The organism is Microcystis aeruginosa FD4 (genome assembly GCF_009792235.1).
Lineage (GTDB): Bacteria > Cyanobacteriota > Cyanobacteriia > Cyanobacteriales > Microcystaceae > Microcystis > Microcystis viridis.
Genome location: NZ_CP046973.1, coordinates 4,508,613 through 4,525,305, shown reverse-complemented (window position 1 = coordinate 4,525,305; position 16,693 = coordinate 4,508,613). Strand labels below are relative to the sequence as shown.

Genomic DNA, 16,693 nt, shown 5'->3' with positions numbered 1-16,693 from the left:
AAATCAACTCGTTGTCCTCGCCTTATATTTTCTATCCAAACTACCTACACTCAAGCTCAAGAAAATTTAGGGAGCCTTCTGGATCGACTGGAAAGCGAGAATAGTATGGCGATTATTACGCGCCCTGGTCATAAAGATATGGCACTATTGAGCGCAGAAGAATTAACTGGCTTATTAGAAACCGTTTATCTTTTGCGATCGCCTGCGAATGCTAGAAAGTTATTGGCAGCACTGGAACGTTCAATGGAGCGGGACGTTCAAACAATACCGGGACAGACAGTTACAGAACTTTGTCAGGAGTTAGGAATTGAACGCCAAGAGTAGGGCAATTGTCTTTGATCACCAATTTCGAGAAGATTTAAGATGGTGGTATAAAACAGATAAAAAAGCTGATTCAGAAAACGGGTTTCTCAAAGAAACCCGTTTTCTCTGATTCAGAAAACGGGTTTCTCAAAGAAACCCGTTTTCTCTTCTCAGTTCCAATGGCGCTTAAGTGCCGCTCCCGCCCCCAGCAAGCCTAAGGCCAGCAAACCCAGGCCAGAACTTGATTCAGGAACAGGAACAGTCTGGGCAAAGCGAACTTCAGAGAGACCAATAGGCCCTGGTGCTGTCCAACCAACGAACCAATTGTTTGCTACATCAATTCTAGCATATTGGGCTTGAATTAAAGGAAAGGAAAAGATTGTCGCTGGTATGTTAGTTGCCGTACCTTCAGGTAGTGTTAGGGTTCCTGATACATAAACTGGACTGCTAAAGTCGGAGTTATTGGAGAGAATTAGTGTGAAATCCTTGATTCCGCGATCAGTAGCTGTGGTATTAAAAGCGTTGTAATTCCACAAAGCCAAGGTATCTAAGAACACAGAACTGCCAAAATCAAAATCAAGATTGACATCAGCAGGAGTCGTCCCGCTTTCTAAACGTACTCCCCAGAAATTAGCTCCATTGCTACCTCCGACGTGCTGTTGCTGCAAAGCGTTTCCAGGTCCAGTCAACCCATTGCCGTTGGCAGTGTTGACTAAGGCTCCAACGGTGAGAGTAGCAGTGCCTGCATTAAGCGTTAAGGTTGGAGTCGGATTGTAGATGATCGGCAGCGCTTGGACGGGGAGGACGGTCAAACTAGCGATCGCGCTAACTGTGCCGGCGAAGACAACACCAGCCAGAGACAGAGATTTGAAGGTAGTTGTAGTATTCATGAACAATTTTGGGCAAAATCCTCCAAGATTCTACTACCCCCCCCCATTTTGTCAAGTATGTAAGTCTAGAAAACGGGTTTCTGGAAGAAACCCGTTTTCTCAGTGCGATCGCTTGGGGAAGATAGGGTTTGAAATATTTGTAATCTTTGATACAAATCTCTCGATCATCTGTTCTTAAGATGAAGGCTAATGCTGCTAATTGATCGGAAAAGAGGCCGGCGCAAGCAGATAAAAACCGCACAGAAGCTTGTGCCGTGGGATCAAAATTATTAAGCAGAGAATAACCTCTGACCCCAATTCAACAGCAAAATTAGTAGGAAACTTGTCATCGCCTAAGTAAAGTAACCCTTTATCCACGACAGAGCCAAATAGGAAAAATACTTATGAGTTATGGAACGCGTGTTCAAGCTATCTCTCAAGTAACGGAGCGTAAACCCCTACCGAGCAAAATTCCGCAACGTTTAGAGGCCCTGTGGGCAACCGATGTCTTTACCCTGAGCAAAATGCAGGCCAGTCTTCCCAAAGACGTATTCAAATCGGTCAAAAACACGATTTTAACCGGGGGAAAATTAGACGTTTCCATCGCTGGTGCGGTAGCGGCAGCGATGAAGGATTGGGCCACGTCCAAAGGGGCGCTGTACTATGCCCACGTCTTCTATCCAATGACCAACGCCACCGCCGAAAAACACGATGGTTTTATCTCCGTGCAGAGCGACGGTTCGGTGATCACAGAATTTACGGGCAAAGTCTTAGTACAGGGTGAACCGGACGGCTCCTCCTTTCCTAACGGCGGACTTCGCTCCACCTTTGAAGCGCGGGGTTACACCGCTTGGGATGTCACCAGTCCAGCCTACGTCATGGAGACGGATAATGGTGTAACCCTGTGTATCCCGACGGTGTTCATCTCTTGGACAGGAGAGGCCCTCGACAAAAAAACGCCGCTTTTACGCTCGATTTCATCGATGAGTAAAGCCGCCACCAGGGTGCTAAAGCTCTTAGGACATACGGAAGTCGCCCCCGTGAACTCCAGCTGCGGTGCTGAACAGGAATATTTCCTCGTCGATGCTCATTTTGCCCATAGTCGCCCCGATTTACTGCTCACCGGTCGCACCCTATTCGGTAAACCCGCCGCCAAAGGTCAACAGTTCGACGATCATTATTTTGGCGCGATTCCCGAACGGGTTCAGGTGTTTATGCAGGAAGTGGAGGAAAGAATGTATCGCCTCGGCATTCCGGCCAAAACCCGCCATAATGAAGTCGCTCCCGGACAGTTCGAGATTGCCCCCTTTTTCGAGGCTGCTAACGTGGCCAGTGACCATCAGCAGTTAATTATGACTTTGCTGAAAAGTACGGCTAAAAAACACGGTTTTGTTTGCCTACTGCACGAAAAACCCTTTGCGGGAATTAATGGTTCGGGAAAACACGTTAACTGGTCTGTCGGCAACGCCACCCAGGGCAATCTGCTGGATCCGGGCGATACTCCCCACGCTAATATGCAGTTTTTGTTGTTCTGTGGGGCAGTTATCCGTGGTGTTCACAAGTACGGACCGCTTTTACGCGCAGTGGTGGCTACCGCCAGCAATGATCACCGTTTGGGGGCAAATGAAGCTCCTCCCGCCATTATTTCGGTATATTTGGGCAGCCAGTTAGAAAAGGTATTCGACCAAATTAGCCAAGGACAAATTGAGGGTTCTGATGCCCCAGGGTTGATGGATCTGGGTGTCGATACCCTGCCGGTGTTCCCCAAGGACCCTGGCGATCGCAATCGTACCTCTCCTTTTGCTTTTACGGGCAATCGCTTTGAATTCCGCGCTGTGGGTTCTAATCAGTCAGTTTCCGGGCCGCTGGTGGCGATGAACACGATTCTAGCGGATTCCCTGACTTGGGTGGCGGATAAGTTAGAAAGCCGGATGAAGGCCGGAGAAGACCTCAATACTGCGGCCCAAGGTGTTCTCAAGGAGATCATGGACAAACACAGAAATGTGATCTTCGGAGGTAACGGATATTCCCCGGAATGGCACAAAATGGCGGTAGAAGAGCGCGGTTTGGCTAATCTCCGCACCACTGCCGATGCTTTACCCGTGCTGAAGGCCGATTATATCGAAGAACTTTTTACCCGCATGGGTGTGTTTAGTCCCGTTGAACTGGAAAGTCGTTTTGATGTCTATGCGGAACAGTATTTGCTGGCCATCGAGGTGGAGGCAAAACTGGTGGTAAGTATGGCTAAAACGATTATTTATCCCGCTGCCGTTCGCTACTTGTCGGAATTGTCCTCAGCGATCGCCAACGCAGCTGCGATCGGTATCGAGATGGATAAGGAAAGCGCCCAAACTGTCTCTAATCTAATTAAATTACTGATGGATGGCGTTAGCAAACTGAGTGCGGCCATGGCTAAACACGATTTTGACTCGATCGAGGAACATATGCAGTATTCTGCTCAAACGATCCGTCCCTTGATGGATCAGGTGCGCGAATATGCTGACACACTGGAAGGGGAAGTAGCTGACAATTTCTGGCCCTTACCTACCTATCAAGAAATGTTGTTTGTTAAATAACACGACCGCAAGGAGGGGGTGAATAGCTGAAAAAATGATTCAGCACCCCCTTCTTTTTAGCTCTGGTAGTTTTAAGTTATGTTAAGAAAAGTCAATATAAACCTAAAACTACTATGGTATTAACTCCGACAATTGGCGAAAAATCCTATAATCGTCAGGATTGGCAAAAAGGCTATCAATCCCAACCTAACGAGTACGATTACGAGGTAGAAGACATCGAGGGGCAAATTCCCCCCGATTTACAGGGTACAGTCTTTAAAAATGGCCCCGGTTTACTCGATATCGCTGGCACTGCGATCGCTCATCCCTTCGATGGGGATGGTATGATCAGCGCGATTAGCTTCAATCATGGGCGCGTACATTATCGTAATCGTTTTGTGAAAACTGAGGGTTATCTCCAGGAACAGAAAGCGGGAAAACCCCTTTATCGCGGTGTTTTCGGCACGAAAAAACCGGGGGGAATTTTCGGCAATGCTTTTGATTTGCGTCTGAAAAATATTGCCAATACTAATGTTATCTACTGGGGTAATAAATTACTGGCACTTTGGGAAGCGGCCGAACCCCATCGCCTCGATGCTAAAACCCTTGATACTATTGGTTTAGACTATCTCGATGGTATCTTGGAAAAAGGCGATTCTTTTGCCGCTCATCCTCGCATCGATCCCGCTTGTATCTTCGATAATCATCAACCTTGTCTGGTAAATTTTGCCATTAAAACGGGTTTGTCGAGTGCCATTACTCTCTACGAAATTAGTCCCACGGGTAAGTTATTACGTCGTCATACCCACAGTATACCGGGCTTCTGTTTTATCCACGATTTTGTTATTACTCCCCACTACGCTATCTTTTTCCAAAACCCAGTTAGTTATAATCCTTTTCCTTTTCTTTTTGGGTTAAAAGGTGCGGGAGAATGCGTTATCAATCAACTGGACAAGTTAACTAAGATTATTATTATCCCCCGGGATCCTAACAAAGGAGAAGTGAAAGTTTTAGAAACTCCATCGGGTTTTGTGTTTCATCATAGCAATGCTTTTGAACAAGGGGAGAAAATTTATATCGATTCTATTTGTTATCAATCCTTACCACAACTGGATTCAAATAGCAATTTTCAATCGGTAGATTTTGATAGTTTAGCTCCCGGACATCTGTGGCGATTTACACTAAATTTATCAGAAAATACCGTTACAAGAGAATGTATTCTAGAGCATTGTTGTGAGTTTCCCAGCATTAATCCTGCAAAAGTTGGTCAAGATTACCGTTATTTATACATCGCTGCCACTCATCATGCCACCGGTAATGCTCCTTTGCAAGCAATCTTAAAACTGGACTTATTAACGGGAGAAAAACAATTACATTCTTTTGCTCCCCGGGGATTTGCAGGTGAGCCAATTTTTGTGCCTAAACCCGATGGAATTGCTGAAGATGATGGGTGGTTATTGGTAGTCACTTACGATGCGGCCAATCATCGATCGAATATGGTAATCTTAGATGCTAAAGATATCACTAATTCCCTAGCGATTATCCATCTTAAACATCATATTCCCCACGGGTTACACGGTAGTTGGACTAGACAATGTTTTTAAGTTAATTCTGTGAGGGTGGATTGAAAACCCACCTTTACTAAACTTTCTCTTGATATCCTTCTTGTAATAGCCAAAAACCGGCGAAGGATTCCGATTCAGGGTTAGATTGAATGGCTAAAAAATGCAGATTATTTGCTTTTTGTTTAGCTTCTTCAAAGTTTTTGGCTTCCTTTAAAGTCTCGGTATTAGTGACATTGACGAGAATCCAGCTATCACTAGCACCCGTTTCTAAACGTAGCAGAGGACGGGAACCAGTTTCTAACTTTAAATAGGCCATTTCTAACCCTGACATCCAACCAGCTAGGGGTAAAGCGCGGGGGGAAAAAATAACTAAACCGGGTATTTTGAGATTTTCATCTAATCCCATCTCTAGTATAGGCAAATTTTCTCCGAAGCTAATATCCCAATCTTTTAAATCATGAAAAGAAGACAATTCTAGCGTGACAAAAGCCCATTTATCTGCCTTATCTCCCCGGACAGCATCGGGAAGGGGAACAGCATTTAAAGGGGGATAATTAACGGAAGCAGTTTTAGTTAAATTTTGATCATAACCAACTTCTTGAGGGTAGAAATTAACCATTCTTTCTTCTATCCATCTAGTTAAAGCATGAGTGCGACGACTAGGGGAACCGGGAATACCGATATCCTCGCAAGCTTTGCTAATCATGTTATTCATCTGACGACGGAAAAAGCGAATTTTTTTGGGAGTTACCCCCGCTTCCTTGATAGCTGCAGTAATTGCTTCTCCTAACCATTGGGAATTAACCGTTGTATTAGGACAATAACTAGCATATTTAAATATTGTATCGGAGGAGCGATCGATTGTTGCTGGAGTTTCACAGATTAATACTTCCCATCTTTTTTTATTATTTTCATCCACCACCGGCCGCGAATAAAAATCAAGTTCCCAAATAGTCATATTTTTTTCAGTTATCAGTTATCAGTTATCAGTTATCAGGTATCAGTTATCAGATTTGAGTTTTCAGTTATCAGCTATCAGTCATCAGATTTGAGTTTTCAGTGAACAATATTAAGTGGCAAGTTCCGAGATTTCTTTTCAGTGATTACTGATTACTGTTTACTGATTACTGTTTACTGATTACTGTTTACTGATTACTGTTTACTGCTCACTGATTACTGATTACTGCTCACTGATTACTGCTCACTGATTACTGTTCACTGATTACTGAAAAATTCCCTATCCCCGACAACAGTACGAACGCGGTAGATAGGACGTTTTTGGGATTCATGGTAAGTTCGCATCAAAATTTCTGCTAAAAGACCAAAACAGAGTAATTGTACCCCAGTTAAAAAGAATAACACAGCTAGGATTAACAAAGGTCGATCGCCGATGTCTTGTCCGAAACCGAGTTTGAGAATAGTCAGATAAGCGCCTAAAATAATCCCCACTACCATCGATAACAGTCCGTAGAATCCAAAAATGTGCATCGGACGGGTGAGGAACTTTTTCATGAAAAAGACAGTAAATAAGTCCATAATCACGCGAATTGTGCGACCTAAACCATATTTACTCTGTCCGAACCGTCTAGCGTGGTGATTAACGGGAATTTCGGTTATTTTTGCCCCTTCAATAAAAGCTAATGCGGGTAAAAAGCGATGTAATTCCCCGTAGAGATTCATATCGGCGACTAATTCGGCTCGATAGGCTTTCAAAGAACAACCGTAGTCGTGTAATTTGACCCCTGTTACCTTTGCTATTAGCCAATTAGCTATTTTTGAGGGTAAAAGCCGTTTTACCTTGTCATCTTGGCGATTTTTGCGCCAGCCACTCACGAGGTCATAACCTTCCTCCAATTTGGCCAATAATAGGGGTATATCATTGGGATCGTTCTGTAAATCGCCGTCGAGGGTAACGATGACCTGTCCCGTGGCATAATTAAATCCGGCAGCCATAGCGGGGGTTTGTCCGTAGTTGCGTCGCAATATTACCGCCTTGAGATCATCGCGATTTTTGGCTAAATTAGTTAAAACCTCGGTGGAACCGTCCTTAGAACCGTCGTCAACACAGATTATCTCGTAGTTAATTTGATAAGAACGCAAAATCGTGGCGATACTCTCCACGAGATGGGGGATACTGTCCACTTCGTTATAAATGGGAACCACTACCGATAAAGTCTGGATAGCAGCCTGCGGGTTTGGTTCGTTGACACTGATGGACGGTGTAATCGGGGACATAGTTGACTGACGCGGGGACGTTTTGGGGCGATTGTACCACAATTCAGTTATCAGTTATCAGTTATCAGTTATCAGATGTGAGTTGTCAGTTCACTGTTCACTGCTCCCTGTTCACTGTTCCCTGTTCTCTGTTTGCTTTTTGGCTAAAATTGCCTGACGAAAACCTAAGACGACGAGAATATTGGAGAGGGTGAGGAAAAATTCGGCGCTGCCGTGTAACCAATCGACGTTAGCTAATTCTTGACCATAGTGGATTTTGGCGTAGATACCGGCAGGAATGGTGATAAAAACGAAGATTAACAGCACATAAAAGCCAATTAAGGCTAAACGGGGCATTTTCCCCGAACGAGTGATTAACCACAGAAACCCCAGATAGGGAAACAGGGAAATGGCAAATAAACTCTCTTTATTCATTGTTAACGCTAATTTTACTGGAACGCCACAGCCACCAACCGGCAGCACAGAGGGTAAAATTTCCTAAGACCGTCATGGCTGCCTGTAGGGTGACTAACCAGGATAAGGCACTGATATTATCAAAAAAATGCCATGTACAGGCACACATTGCCCCAATTAAAGCGGGTAACATTCCCCAAGATAACATTCGCCACGATCGATCGCTACTGATGTCGCCATAGGTCCAGACTAACCAGATCGCTGCTACCCATTCTACGACACTCGATACATGAACTATCCACGTCGGTATTGATAAAGCATTCATTGGCAAAGAAAAAAGTTAAAAGTTAAAAATAGGTGTTAGGGTGTTAGGGTGTTAGGGTGTTGGGGTTTTAGTTGAATTCCCCCATCTCCCCATTACCCCATCTCCCCATCTCCCCATTTCCCTAATCTCTGCTGCCCAAATGATTTTCTAGCCATTTAATCACCTGTTGACCTAAACTAACATTGTTTAATCGATCGATCTCGCGAATGCCGGTGGGACTGGTGACATTAACTTCCGTGAGATAGCCACCAATCACATCTAATCCGACAAAATATAGGCCATCTTCTCGTAATTTTGGAGCTAAAGTGGCACAGATTTCTAATTCTCGAGCGGTGATTTCTGTTTTTGCCACCCGTCCACCCACGGCCATATTACCGCGAAATTCCGAACCGGTGGGAATGCGATTAACTGCCCCGATCGGTTCACCATTGAGGACAATAATGCGTTTATCTCCTTCTTGGGCAGCTGGTAAATAATCTTGAATCATTACCGGTTCTTGTCCCCATTTTGTGCTAATTTCAATCATTGAATTGAGATTGCGATCTTCGGGACTAAGAAATAAAATTCCCTCCCCTGCTTTGCCCCCTAAAGGTTTCATAACTGCCGCCCCTTTTTGGTTGACAAATTCCCTAATTGTCGCTTTATCTTGGGAAACAATTGTGGCGGGCATTACCTGAGCAAAGTGAATAGTATATAACTTTTCGTTGGCATGGCGTAAACCCCTAGTTGAGTTAATTACTTTGGTTTTTTTGGGGTCGATCAGGTCTAATAAATAGGTGGCATAAAGATAGGCAATTGTCACGGGTGGATCTTTTCGCATCCAGACAAAATCGAAGTTTTCTAGACAGGTAAAAACTGTATCTTGTCTTTGATACCATTGAGATACAGCCTCCCAATGATTATCTTTTAACTCCACGGGAACCAGTTCAATTTTAGTTAGTTTTGCCCAAGCTTTTCCCGCAATCGCACTGAGAGCAGTGATGGAAGTCATCCAGACTTCATGGCCTAATAATTGGGACGCTTCCATGATAGCTACACTGGTATCATGGCCCGGATCTAAATACTCGATCGGATCGATAATAAAGGCTAGTTTCATTAATAGTTTTTATCCTTAATTCTGCAACAGGGGAGCTAAACCACCACTTCTATCTAAAGCATAGATGTCATCGCAGCCCCCGATGTGTTGATCGTTTATAAAAATCTGTGGTACACTTGTGCGACCATTGGCTCGATCGGACATTTTGGCTCGCGCTTCTTCATCACCATCGATACAATATTCGGTAAACTCCACCCCTTTTTTGTTGAGTAATGCTTTAGCGCGGATACAGAAAGGACAGGAACTCCAAGTATAGATCTCTACTTTAGCGGCCATAAAATTTATCTGCTTTCTTTACAGTTCTTAATTTTAGCCGATAACCGAGCAGTGATCTTCCTTCAGGTCAGAAAACGCCAATTGAGTTGATTGCACTGATATATTGTTTTTATTTGCTATTTTTAAGCATTTTGAGAGCAAATACTGCAAATAACAGGGCGAGAATCATCCTCAATTTCATTTGCTTCCATTACCTCCCAGGGAAACCAGTCGCAACTATCGGGAGCGTCTGCGGGAATCCATTCCCATAATCCATTAGACACCTCGATCGCATCTCCCACCTGTAATTTTTCTCTGGTTAACCTTAATTTTTGTAAATATTCTTGCCAATAAATCGGTTTTATGCTAGACAATCAAGCCATACTGATCGCGGATAAATTGTACTGCACCGTCCCTTTTAGGGCGGTGCGGATGTCAACTAGGGGACTGCCATCAGCGAGGGAATTTCGCTCAAAAAACCAAGAAATCGTGAGCTAAGGTTAGCCATCCCTTAAAACGGATGGTCGCCATCGGGAACAAGGGGATTTATCCCCCTGTATCATTTATTAGTTTGATTCTCAATCTATTGTTTCATAGGGATCATTTTCCCAAGCTGCTCTAGAATGAAAGCGTTGAAAAAACCGAGCAACTGCTGTACATTGCTTAAAAATTAACTAGAGATGACCACTACTACCGATAAACCGACAAACGATCTCTCAAAAATCTCCATGCGAGATTTAATGATCCAACTGAAAACATCTCCCGACGGTCTCACCACCAGTGAAGCAAAAAATCGCCTCGATAGCGACGGTTATAACGAGATTGCCGAGAAAAAAGTCAGCCCCCTGCTCAAATTCCTTTCCTACTTTTGGAATCCCTTTTCCTGGATGATCGAAGCGGCGGTAATTTTTTCCGCTATCGTCGGTGATTGGGTGGACTTCGTGATTATCGCCATTCTATTGGTGGCTAACGGTTTGATCGGTTACTTCGAGGAAAAAACCGCCGGGGATGCGGTGGCTGCCCTGAAAGCGCAACTCGCCCTCAATGCCGACGCCAAAAGAGACGGCAAATTTATCTCCGTTCCCGCTAGGGAATTAGTACCAGGAGACGTGATCCGGATCAAGATCGGCGATGTGCTGCCAGCCGATGCTCGACTGCTGCCGGGGGATCCCGTCAAAATCGACCAGGCTGCCCTAACGGGGGAATCCTTACCCGTGGATCGCAGTTCTGGTGAACAAGTGTACTCAGGTTCAGGGGTGAAAAAAGGTCAAGCTGAGGCCATAGTTAACGGGACCGGCAGTAATACCTTTTTCGGTCGTACCGCTAAACTGGTAGCCAGTACCGAAAACGTCAGCCATTTCCAGAAATCAGTCCTCAAAATCGGTGACTTTCTCATCGTCATTGCCCTGATTTTAATCGCTATTATCGTTGTTTACCGTCTCTATAACGGTATTGTCGATAAACAGGGCGTAGAAGTGATCCGCTTGCTGAAATTCTGTCTCGTTCTCACCATTGCTTCTGTTCCCGTCGCCTTGCCCACAGTTCTTTCTGTCAGTATGTCGGTGGGGGCGAAGGCACTAGCGGATAAAAACGCCGTGGTGACACGCTTGGCGGCGATCGAGGAACTAGCGGGCATGAATATGCTCTGTTCCGATAAAACCGGCACTCTCACCCTTAATCAGCTTAGTTTAGGCGATCCCTACACCCTGCCGGGGATCAGTGCCGACGATCTGATCCTCACCGCTTCCCTCGCTTCCCAAACTAGCGATGATGATCCGATCGATAAAACTATTCTCGCCGGTTTAAAAGATGCCACGGTACTCGATCGCTATCAAGTCACCCACTTTACCCCCTTCGATCCCGTCGCTAAACGCACCGAAGCCGATATTACCACCCCCGATGGTCAGACTTTTAAAACCAGTAAGGGCGCACCGCAGGTAATGCTCGATCTAGCCTACAATAAAGAGGAAATCGAGGGGCCAGTCAATCAAATCATCGAAGATTACGCCAAAAAAGGCTATCGCGCCCTAGGAGTGGCCAAAACCAACCCCCAAGGTCAATGGCAATTCTTGGGCATTATCTCCCTATTTGATCCACCACGGGTTGATTCCCAATTAACCCTACAAACCGCCCTAAAATTAGGGGTTCCCGTCAAGATGATCACGGGAGATCAGGTGTTAATCGCTAAGGAAACCGCTCGACAATTGGGTTTAGGTAACAATATCCTCGATGCCAAAATTTTTCGGGAAGTCCCCCCCAATCAGTTAGGAACCCTCGATGAACAGATTCTCGGCGCCGATGGTTTCGGTCAAGTCTTCCCAGAGGACAAATATCATATTGTCGATGTCTTGCAGAAAACCGATCACATTGTCGGTATGACTGGGGATGGGGTCAATGATGCGCCGGCGCTGAAAAAAGCCGATGCGGGGATTGCGGTTTCCGGGGCAACCGATGCAGCCCGGGCAGCGGCCGATATAGTTCTCCTTACCCCCGGTTTATCGGTAATCGTCGATGCAATTAGGTTAAGTCGTCAGATTTTTGAACGGATGACCAGTTATGTTCTCTATCGGATCATCGCCACAATTCAGATTCTCGTTTTTACCACTTTGGCGATTCTGTTCTTTAATTCCTACCCGATTACGGCAATTATGATCGTTTTCTTAGCAATTCTTAACGATGGAGCGATCATGACGATCGCCTACGATAATGCCAAGATCTCGAAAGTACCCCAAGCTTGGGATATGCCGAAAGTTCTCACCATTGCTTCGGTTTTGGGAGTGGTCAACGTCATTGCCACTTTCCTGCTGTACTATCTAGCGGGCCGGGTATGGCAAATGACTCCCGACCGGGTGCAAACCTATATTTTCCTCAATATTGCCCTCTTAGGGATGATGACTCTCTATTCGGTGCGGGTAAAAGGTCCCTTTTGGTCCTGGGCCCCCGCTAAACCTCTAGCGATCGCTACTGGCATCTCGGTCATTATATCTTCGCTGCTCTCGTTGTTCGGAATCCTGATCGCCCCGATCGGTTTTGTGGGAGTGGCAAAAAGCTGGCTCTATGCCCTAGTCTGGTTATTGATTATCGATCGAGTCAAATTGGCTCTCTATTCGATTTTTAATCGTCGCAAGGCAGATTTAGGCAACACCTATCAATCCACTTGGGAGAATTTGAAAACTCGATCATAGTCACTATCATGGGGAAAACCAAGAAAATCAGGCACTTTCCCCAGAAAATCTTTTTCAGCAAACTCTAATTAGGGTTTGCTGAAAAAGTACGGGCGAAGCATTCGGATAGAAAATCTCCGGTTTCACCGATAGGTTAGGGACTTGCGTAGGAATAATATCCCAGCTTTGAAAATCGCTCTGTAGAAGAACCAGACCAGCCAGATGGCACATGATCAAAGCGCAAGTCCCTAACATCTCGAAGGCTCTCCCCCTACTTAGGGTGATCAGCAAACCTGAGCGATCGGAGGGCGCAAGCATTGCGCCCCTACAGTAACGGATTTTGTCCACAATGTAGGGGCGAACTGCGTTCGCCCAAAAGGTACATTATCAAAGCGCAAGTCCCTTATTGCCCGAATGCTTCGCCCCTACAGGACGCGGGCCGATGAAGACGCAAGGTGTTGAAGCGCGATTCTCTCAAAATCTTGCACCTGTTTCGCCAGAAAAGCCACAAAAACCTTACCTTGCCTACATTTCACATTTATTCAGCAAGCCCTAATTATGACGATTGCCATCATAATGAATTCTCGCCCCGGCCCATTGTAATTTTTCCTGTAGAGTCTGATAAAAAGAATAGCTTTCCCGCAGGATAATAAATTGGGCGAATTTTTCGGCTTTGGTAACTCCCACCCATTGCCCGGGCCAAATGGAAGTGGCTAAAGCACCATCCATCCAAAGTTTAGTATTTAATTCGTAGTCTCCCAGGGGCCAAATACTGACCAGAGATGCTGGGGGAATGACAATCGGCCGACTGGAGAGACTCAAGGGACAAATCGGGGTGACGGCGATCGCTTCCATGCCGGGGTGTATAATCGGGCCATTAGCGGAAGCGGTGTAACAGGTGGATCCCGTGGGAGTAGCCACTAATAAACCGTCCCCTTGGTACTGATCTACTATCTCCCCGTCCACTTCGATTTCGAGGATCGAGGTGGGCATCCTATCGATACTAGCGGGTTTCACACACATCTCATTTAGGGCATAAAATGCCTCGCTCACTGGCTGCGGGTTTCTTTTATCCCCTTCATAGATTCTGGCCGTTAACATCATCCGTTGTTGTACCGCATAGCGATCGGATTGTAAACGCTCCCAGACCGTCTCGGTATCTTGAAAAATCTCCAAAGGTTCCGTTAAAAATCCCAGATGGCCGCCGACATTCACCGCTAAAATTGGAATGTCTTCCTGAGCTAAATAGCGAGCGGCGGCTAAAATGGTTCCATCTCCCCCCAAAACGATGGCAAGGTCGATTTTTTCCGATGCTGAGGCTAAAAATACTGGATAGGGATTATCTTTAAAGCCACTGGGTCCCATTAAAACTTTACACTGACGGGCTTCTAACTGTTTAGCGCATTTTTCCGCCCATGCTTTACTTTGGGGATGGTTGGCCTTATGGGCAATGATTACTTGTTTTAACTGCACAGAGTTGAGACCTTGTTCGGAGGTTCTATATTTTTAACAATAGCAAGACCGGGCAGATCGGTTGACAAGTAACAAGTAAAAAGTGGGTTGGGAGATGGGGAAGTGGGGAAGTGGGGAAGTGGGAATTATGAATTATGAATTATGAATTGGGGAGACCACTTCGTGCGCGACGTTCGGACGTTCGGCGAAGCTCAGTCGAGCCGCGAAGCTCAGTCGAGCCGTTGCGGGGGGAAGTGGGGGAATTTCAACTAAAACCCCAAAACCCCAAAACCCCAAAACCCTATCACCCTATCTCCTCTTGCCTCTTGCCTCTTGCCTCATCTCAACTGGCAATTTAAATACTTAACAGCTTATAATTGTATTAAGATATGTAACAATTCTCTGGCAAACTCTTGACAAAGGATAACAAATCTGATCTACCAAAAAACAGGAAAGGTTTTATTTCTATGACATTAATTCAAACCGCCCAATTATCGCTAGAAACTTCGGCTTTAGCCTTTTTTAAGCAGACAGAAGGACGCTGGCAATCCCAGAGACGTTATTACACCCTCACCCAAGAAACGGAACCCCAAGAAGTTATCAGCGCCATCGAGATTAAATATTTACCCCAAGGCAGCGAACCATTAATTCAACTGGCCCGTTTACATAATCTGGAAGATACAACTTTATTAGGTGGTACGGAAGTGACTTGGCAAAGTAATTATCTCCGTCCCCAGAGTAAAAAACCCTCCAACGGTTCGACTATATTCGGTATTTTAGATAATATTCTCTATCGCGATCGGGGATTTGCGACGGATAAACCCGTTAGTGCCATTTATACCTTTCCTAACCCCTCTACTCTCTGTCTGAGAACAGAATACGCCGGTTCTGTCTTTGAAGAAGAAATTAAACTCATCGGTCAACAATATCGCACCCGACAAACTATTATCTCTCGCGCCGGTCAAGAATTGATGATCGGTCAATATCTAGAAAAACGGGTCAATTAGTCAAAAAAATGGCGGCTATTCCCATAATTTTGACTTTTATCCTAGGAATAGGGCTGAAATCAAATCAGCCCTTCCCATAACTTCCCTTTAAACTGGGGTTAAATTGTCTTGATTCTGACTAGCGAGAAACTTCTCTAATTCCGTAATCGCATCGGCATCGACCTTAGTTTGCATCGGACAGAATTTCGGTCCACACATCGAACAAAACTCCGCAGTCTTATAGATATCTGCGGGTAAAGTCTCATCGTGGTATTCCTTAGCGCGATCGGGATCCAAGGATAACTGAAATTGACGATTCCAATCGAAATTATAACGAGCTATGGAGAGTTCGTCATCACGATCGCGCGCCCCGGGACGATGACGGGCGATATCTGCCGCATGAGCCGCTATTTTGTAGGCAATTAAGCCATTTCGCACATCTTCAGCGTTGGGTAAACCGAGATGTTCTTTCGGAGTGACATAACATAACATCGCCGTCCCGTACCAACCCGCCAGAGCAGCCCCGATCGCCGAAGTGATATGATCGTAGCCTGGGGCAATATCGGTGACAAGGGGACCAAGAACATAGAAAGGTGCTTCGCTACACTCCTCCATTTGTTTTTTCACATTAAATTCAATTTGGTCCATGGGAACATGGCCCGGTCCTTCCACCATCACCTGTACATCGTGTTCCCAAGCGCGACGCGTCAGTTGGCCGAGGGTTTTCAATTCCGCTAATTGGGCTGCATCAGAAGCATCGTGGGTACAACCGGGACGCAGGGAGTCACCGAGACTAAAAGAAACGTCATAACGCCTGAAAATCTCGATAATTTCGTCGAAATGGGTGTAGAGAGGATTTTGCTTGTGGTGGTGTAACATCCACTTAGCAATAATACCACCCCCCCGGGAGACAATCCCGGTCAGACGGGTTTTGACTAAAGGTAGGTGTTCGATGAGGATTCCCGCGTGAATCGTCATGTAATCTACCCCTTGCTGGGCGTGTTTTTCGATAATATGGAGGAAATCTTCGGGGGTGAGTTTTTCAATATTGCCGTGAACACTTTCCACCGCTTGATAGATGGGTACAGTACCGATGGGGACAGGAGAAGCATTGATAATCGCGGTGCGAATTTCGTCCAAATTACCGCCACCAGTGGAAAGATCCATCACCGTATCCGCGCCGTATTTGACTGCTAGGTGTAATTTTTCCAGTTCTTCGTTAATATTCGAGGAGTTGGGTGAAGCCCCGATATTAGCATTAACTTTACACTTAGAAGCAATACCGATCGCCATAGGTTCGAGATTGAGGTGATTGATATTAGCGGGAATAATCAGTCTTCCTCGGGCGATTTCGCTGCGAATCAATTCGGGAGAGAGATTTTCCCGTTTTGCCACATACGTCATCTCTTCGGTAATTATCCCCTGACGGGCGTAGTGCATTTGCGATACATTTGCTTGTCCGCGCCGGGGGGCAACCCATTCTTGTCTCATAATT

The 16,693-nt window shown here is 45.5% G+C and carries 15 protein-coding genes; 5 read left to right on the top strand and 10 right to left on the bottom strand.

The features are described 5' to 3' along the window. Positions 1-24 precede the first annotated feature (24 nt). Entirely contained in the window at positions 25-324 is a 300-nt protein-coding gene (locus GQR42_RS22505; RefSeq protein WP_158202551.1) for a type II toxin-antitoxin system Phd/YefM family antitoxin, read from the top strand. Between the two features lie 149 nt (positions 325-473). Here GQR42_RS22505 and GQR42_RS22500 read toward each other — a convergent pair whose 3' ends face one another. Beyond that, positions 474-1,193, bottom strand: a complete 720-nt coding sequence (locus GQR42_RS22500; protein WP_158201688.1) for a PEP-CTERM sorting domain-containing protein — start codon at positions 1,191-1,193, stop codon at positions 474-476. A 383-nt stretch (positions 1,194-1,576) separates the two neighbouring features. Between GQR42_RS22500 and GQR42_RS22495 the strand changes: the two genes are divergently transcribed. Both GQR42_RS22495 and GQR42_RS22490 read left to right on the top strand, forming a co-directional pair. Next, entirely contained in the window at positions 1,577-3,748 is a 2,172-nt protein-coding gene (locus tag GQR42_RS22495; protein ID WP_158201687.1) for a glutamine synthetase III family protein, read from the top strand. A gap of 113 nt (positions 3,749-3,861) precedes the next feature. Further along, positions 3,862-5,331 carry a carotenoid oxygenase family protein gene (locus tag GQR42_RS22490; RefSeq protein WP_158201686.1) on the top strand — a complete coding sequence of 490 codons (1,470 nt, stop codon included), beginning with the start codon at positions 3,862-3,864 and terminating at the stop codon, positions 5,329-5,331. 37 nt (positions 5,332-5,368) lie between these two features. Here the strand turns inward: GQR42_RS22490 and GQR42_RS22485 are convergent, their stop codons facing one another. The 7 genes from GQR42_RS22485 to GQR42_RS22455 form a co-directional block, all read right to left on the bottom strand. Further along, the gene (locus GQR42_RS22485; RefSeq protein WP_158201685.1) at positions 5,369-6,250 is read right to left on the bottom strand and encodes a Tab2/Atab2 family RNA-binding protein; all 882 of its coding nucleotides are present in this window, start codon (positions 6,248-6,250) and stop codon (positions 5,369-5,371) included. A 257-nt stretch (positions 6,251-6,507) separates the two neighbouring features. Continuing rightward, a complete protein-coding gene (locus GQR42_RS22480; RefSeq protein WP_158201684.1) occupies positions 6,508-7,527 on the bottom strand; it encodes a glycosyltransferase in 1,020 nt (339 codons plus the stop codon). A gap of 111 nt (positions 7,528-7,638) precedes the next feature. Beyond that, a complete protein-coding gene (locus GQR42_RS22475) occupies positions 7,639-7,941 on the bottom strand; it encodes a DUF3593 domain-containing protein (protein WP_158201683.1) in 303 nt (100 codons plus the stop codon). Further along, a complete protein-coding gene (locus GQR42_RS22470) occupies positions 7,934-8,245 on the bottom strand; it encodes a DUF2499 domain-containing protein (protein WP_158201682.1) in 312 nt (103 codons plus the stop codon). The genes GQR42_RS22475 and GQR42_RS22470 overlap by 8 nt, the downstream gene beginning before the upstream one ends. Positions 8,246-8,366: 121 nt before the next feature. Next, a complete protein-coding gene (gshB, locus tag GQR42_RS22465; RefSeq protein WP_158201681.1) occupies positions 8,367-9,341 on the bottom strand; it encodes a glutathione synthase in 975 nt (324 codons plus the stop codon). A 15-nt stretch (positions 9,342-9,356) separates the two neighbouring features. Continuing rightward, the gene (gene grxC, locus GQR42_RS22460; protein WP_158201680.1) at positions 9,357-9,617 is read right to left on the bottom strand and encodes a glutaredoxin 3; all 261 of its coding nucleotides are present in this window, start codon (positions 9,615-9,617) and stop codon (positions 9,357-9,359) included. Between the two features lie 122 nt (positions 9,618-9,739). Next, on the bottom strand, positions 9,740-9,970 hold the full coding sequence (locus GQR42_RS22455) for a hypothetical protein (protein WP_158201679.1): 231 nt from the start codon (positions 9,968-9,970) through the stop codon (positions 9,740-9,742). Positions 9,971-10,276: 306 nt separating this feature from the next. Here GQR42_RS22455 and GQR42_RS22450 point away from each other — a divergent pair, with 306 nt between their 5' ends. Beyond that, positions 10,277-12,781, top strand: coding sequence for a plasma-membrane proton-efflux P-type ATPase (locus GQR42_RS22450; protein WP_158201678.1), 2,505 nt, complete (start codon positions 10,277-10,279; stop codon positions 12,779-12,781). Positions 12,782-13,312: 531 nt separating this feature from the next. Here the strand turns inward: GQR42_RS22450 and GQR42_RS22445 are convergent. Next, the gene (locus GQR42_RS22445) at positions 13,313-14,233 is read right to left on the bottom strand and encodes an NAD(+) kinase (RefSeq protein ID WP_158201677.1); all 921 of its coding nucleotides are present in this window, start codon (positions 14,231-14,233) and stop codon (positions 13,313-13,315) included. A 446-nt stretch (positions 14,234-14,679) separates the two neighbouring features. On the opposite strand from GQR42_RS22445, the gene GQR42_RS22440 reads away from it, so the two are divergent. After that, positions 14,680-15,219: a phycobiliprotein lyase gene (locus GQR42_RS22440; protein WP_046660836.1), complete on the top strand. Its 540-nt coding sequence runs from the start codon at positions 14,680-14,682 to the stop codon at positions 15,217-15,219. 87 nt (positions 15,220-15,306) lie between these two features. On the opposite strand, the gene thiC is transcribed toward GQR42_RS22440, so the two are convergent. Then, complete coding sequence (gene thiC, locus GQR42_RS22435) at positions 15,307-16,689, bottom strand: phosphomethylpyrimidine synthase (protein WP_158201676.1); 1,383 nt, start codon at positions 16,687-16,689, stop codon at positions 15,307-15,309. Between the last annotated feature and the right edge of the window lie 4 nt (positions 16,690-16,693).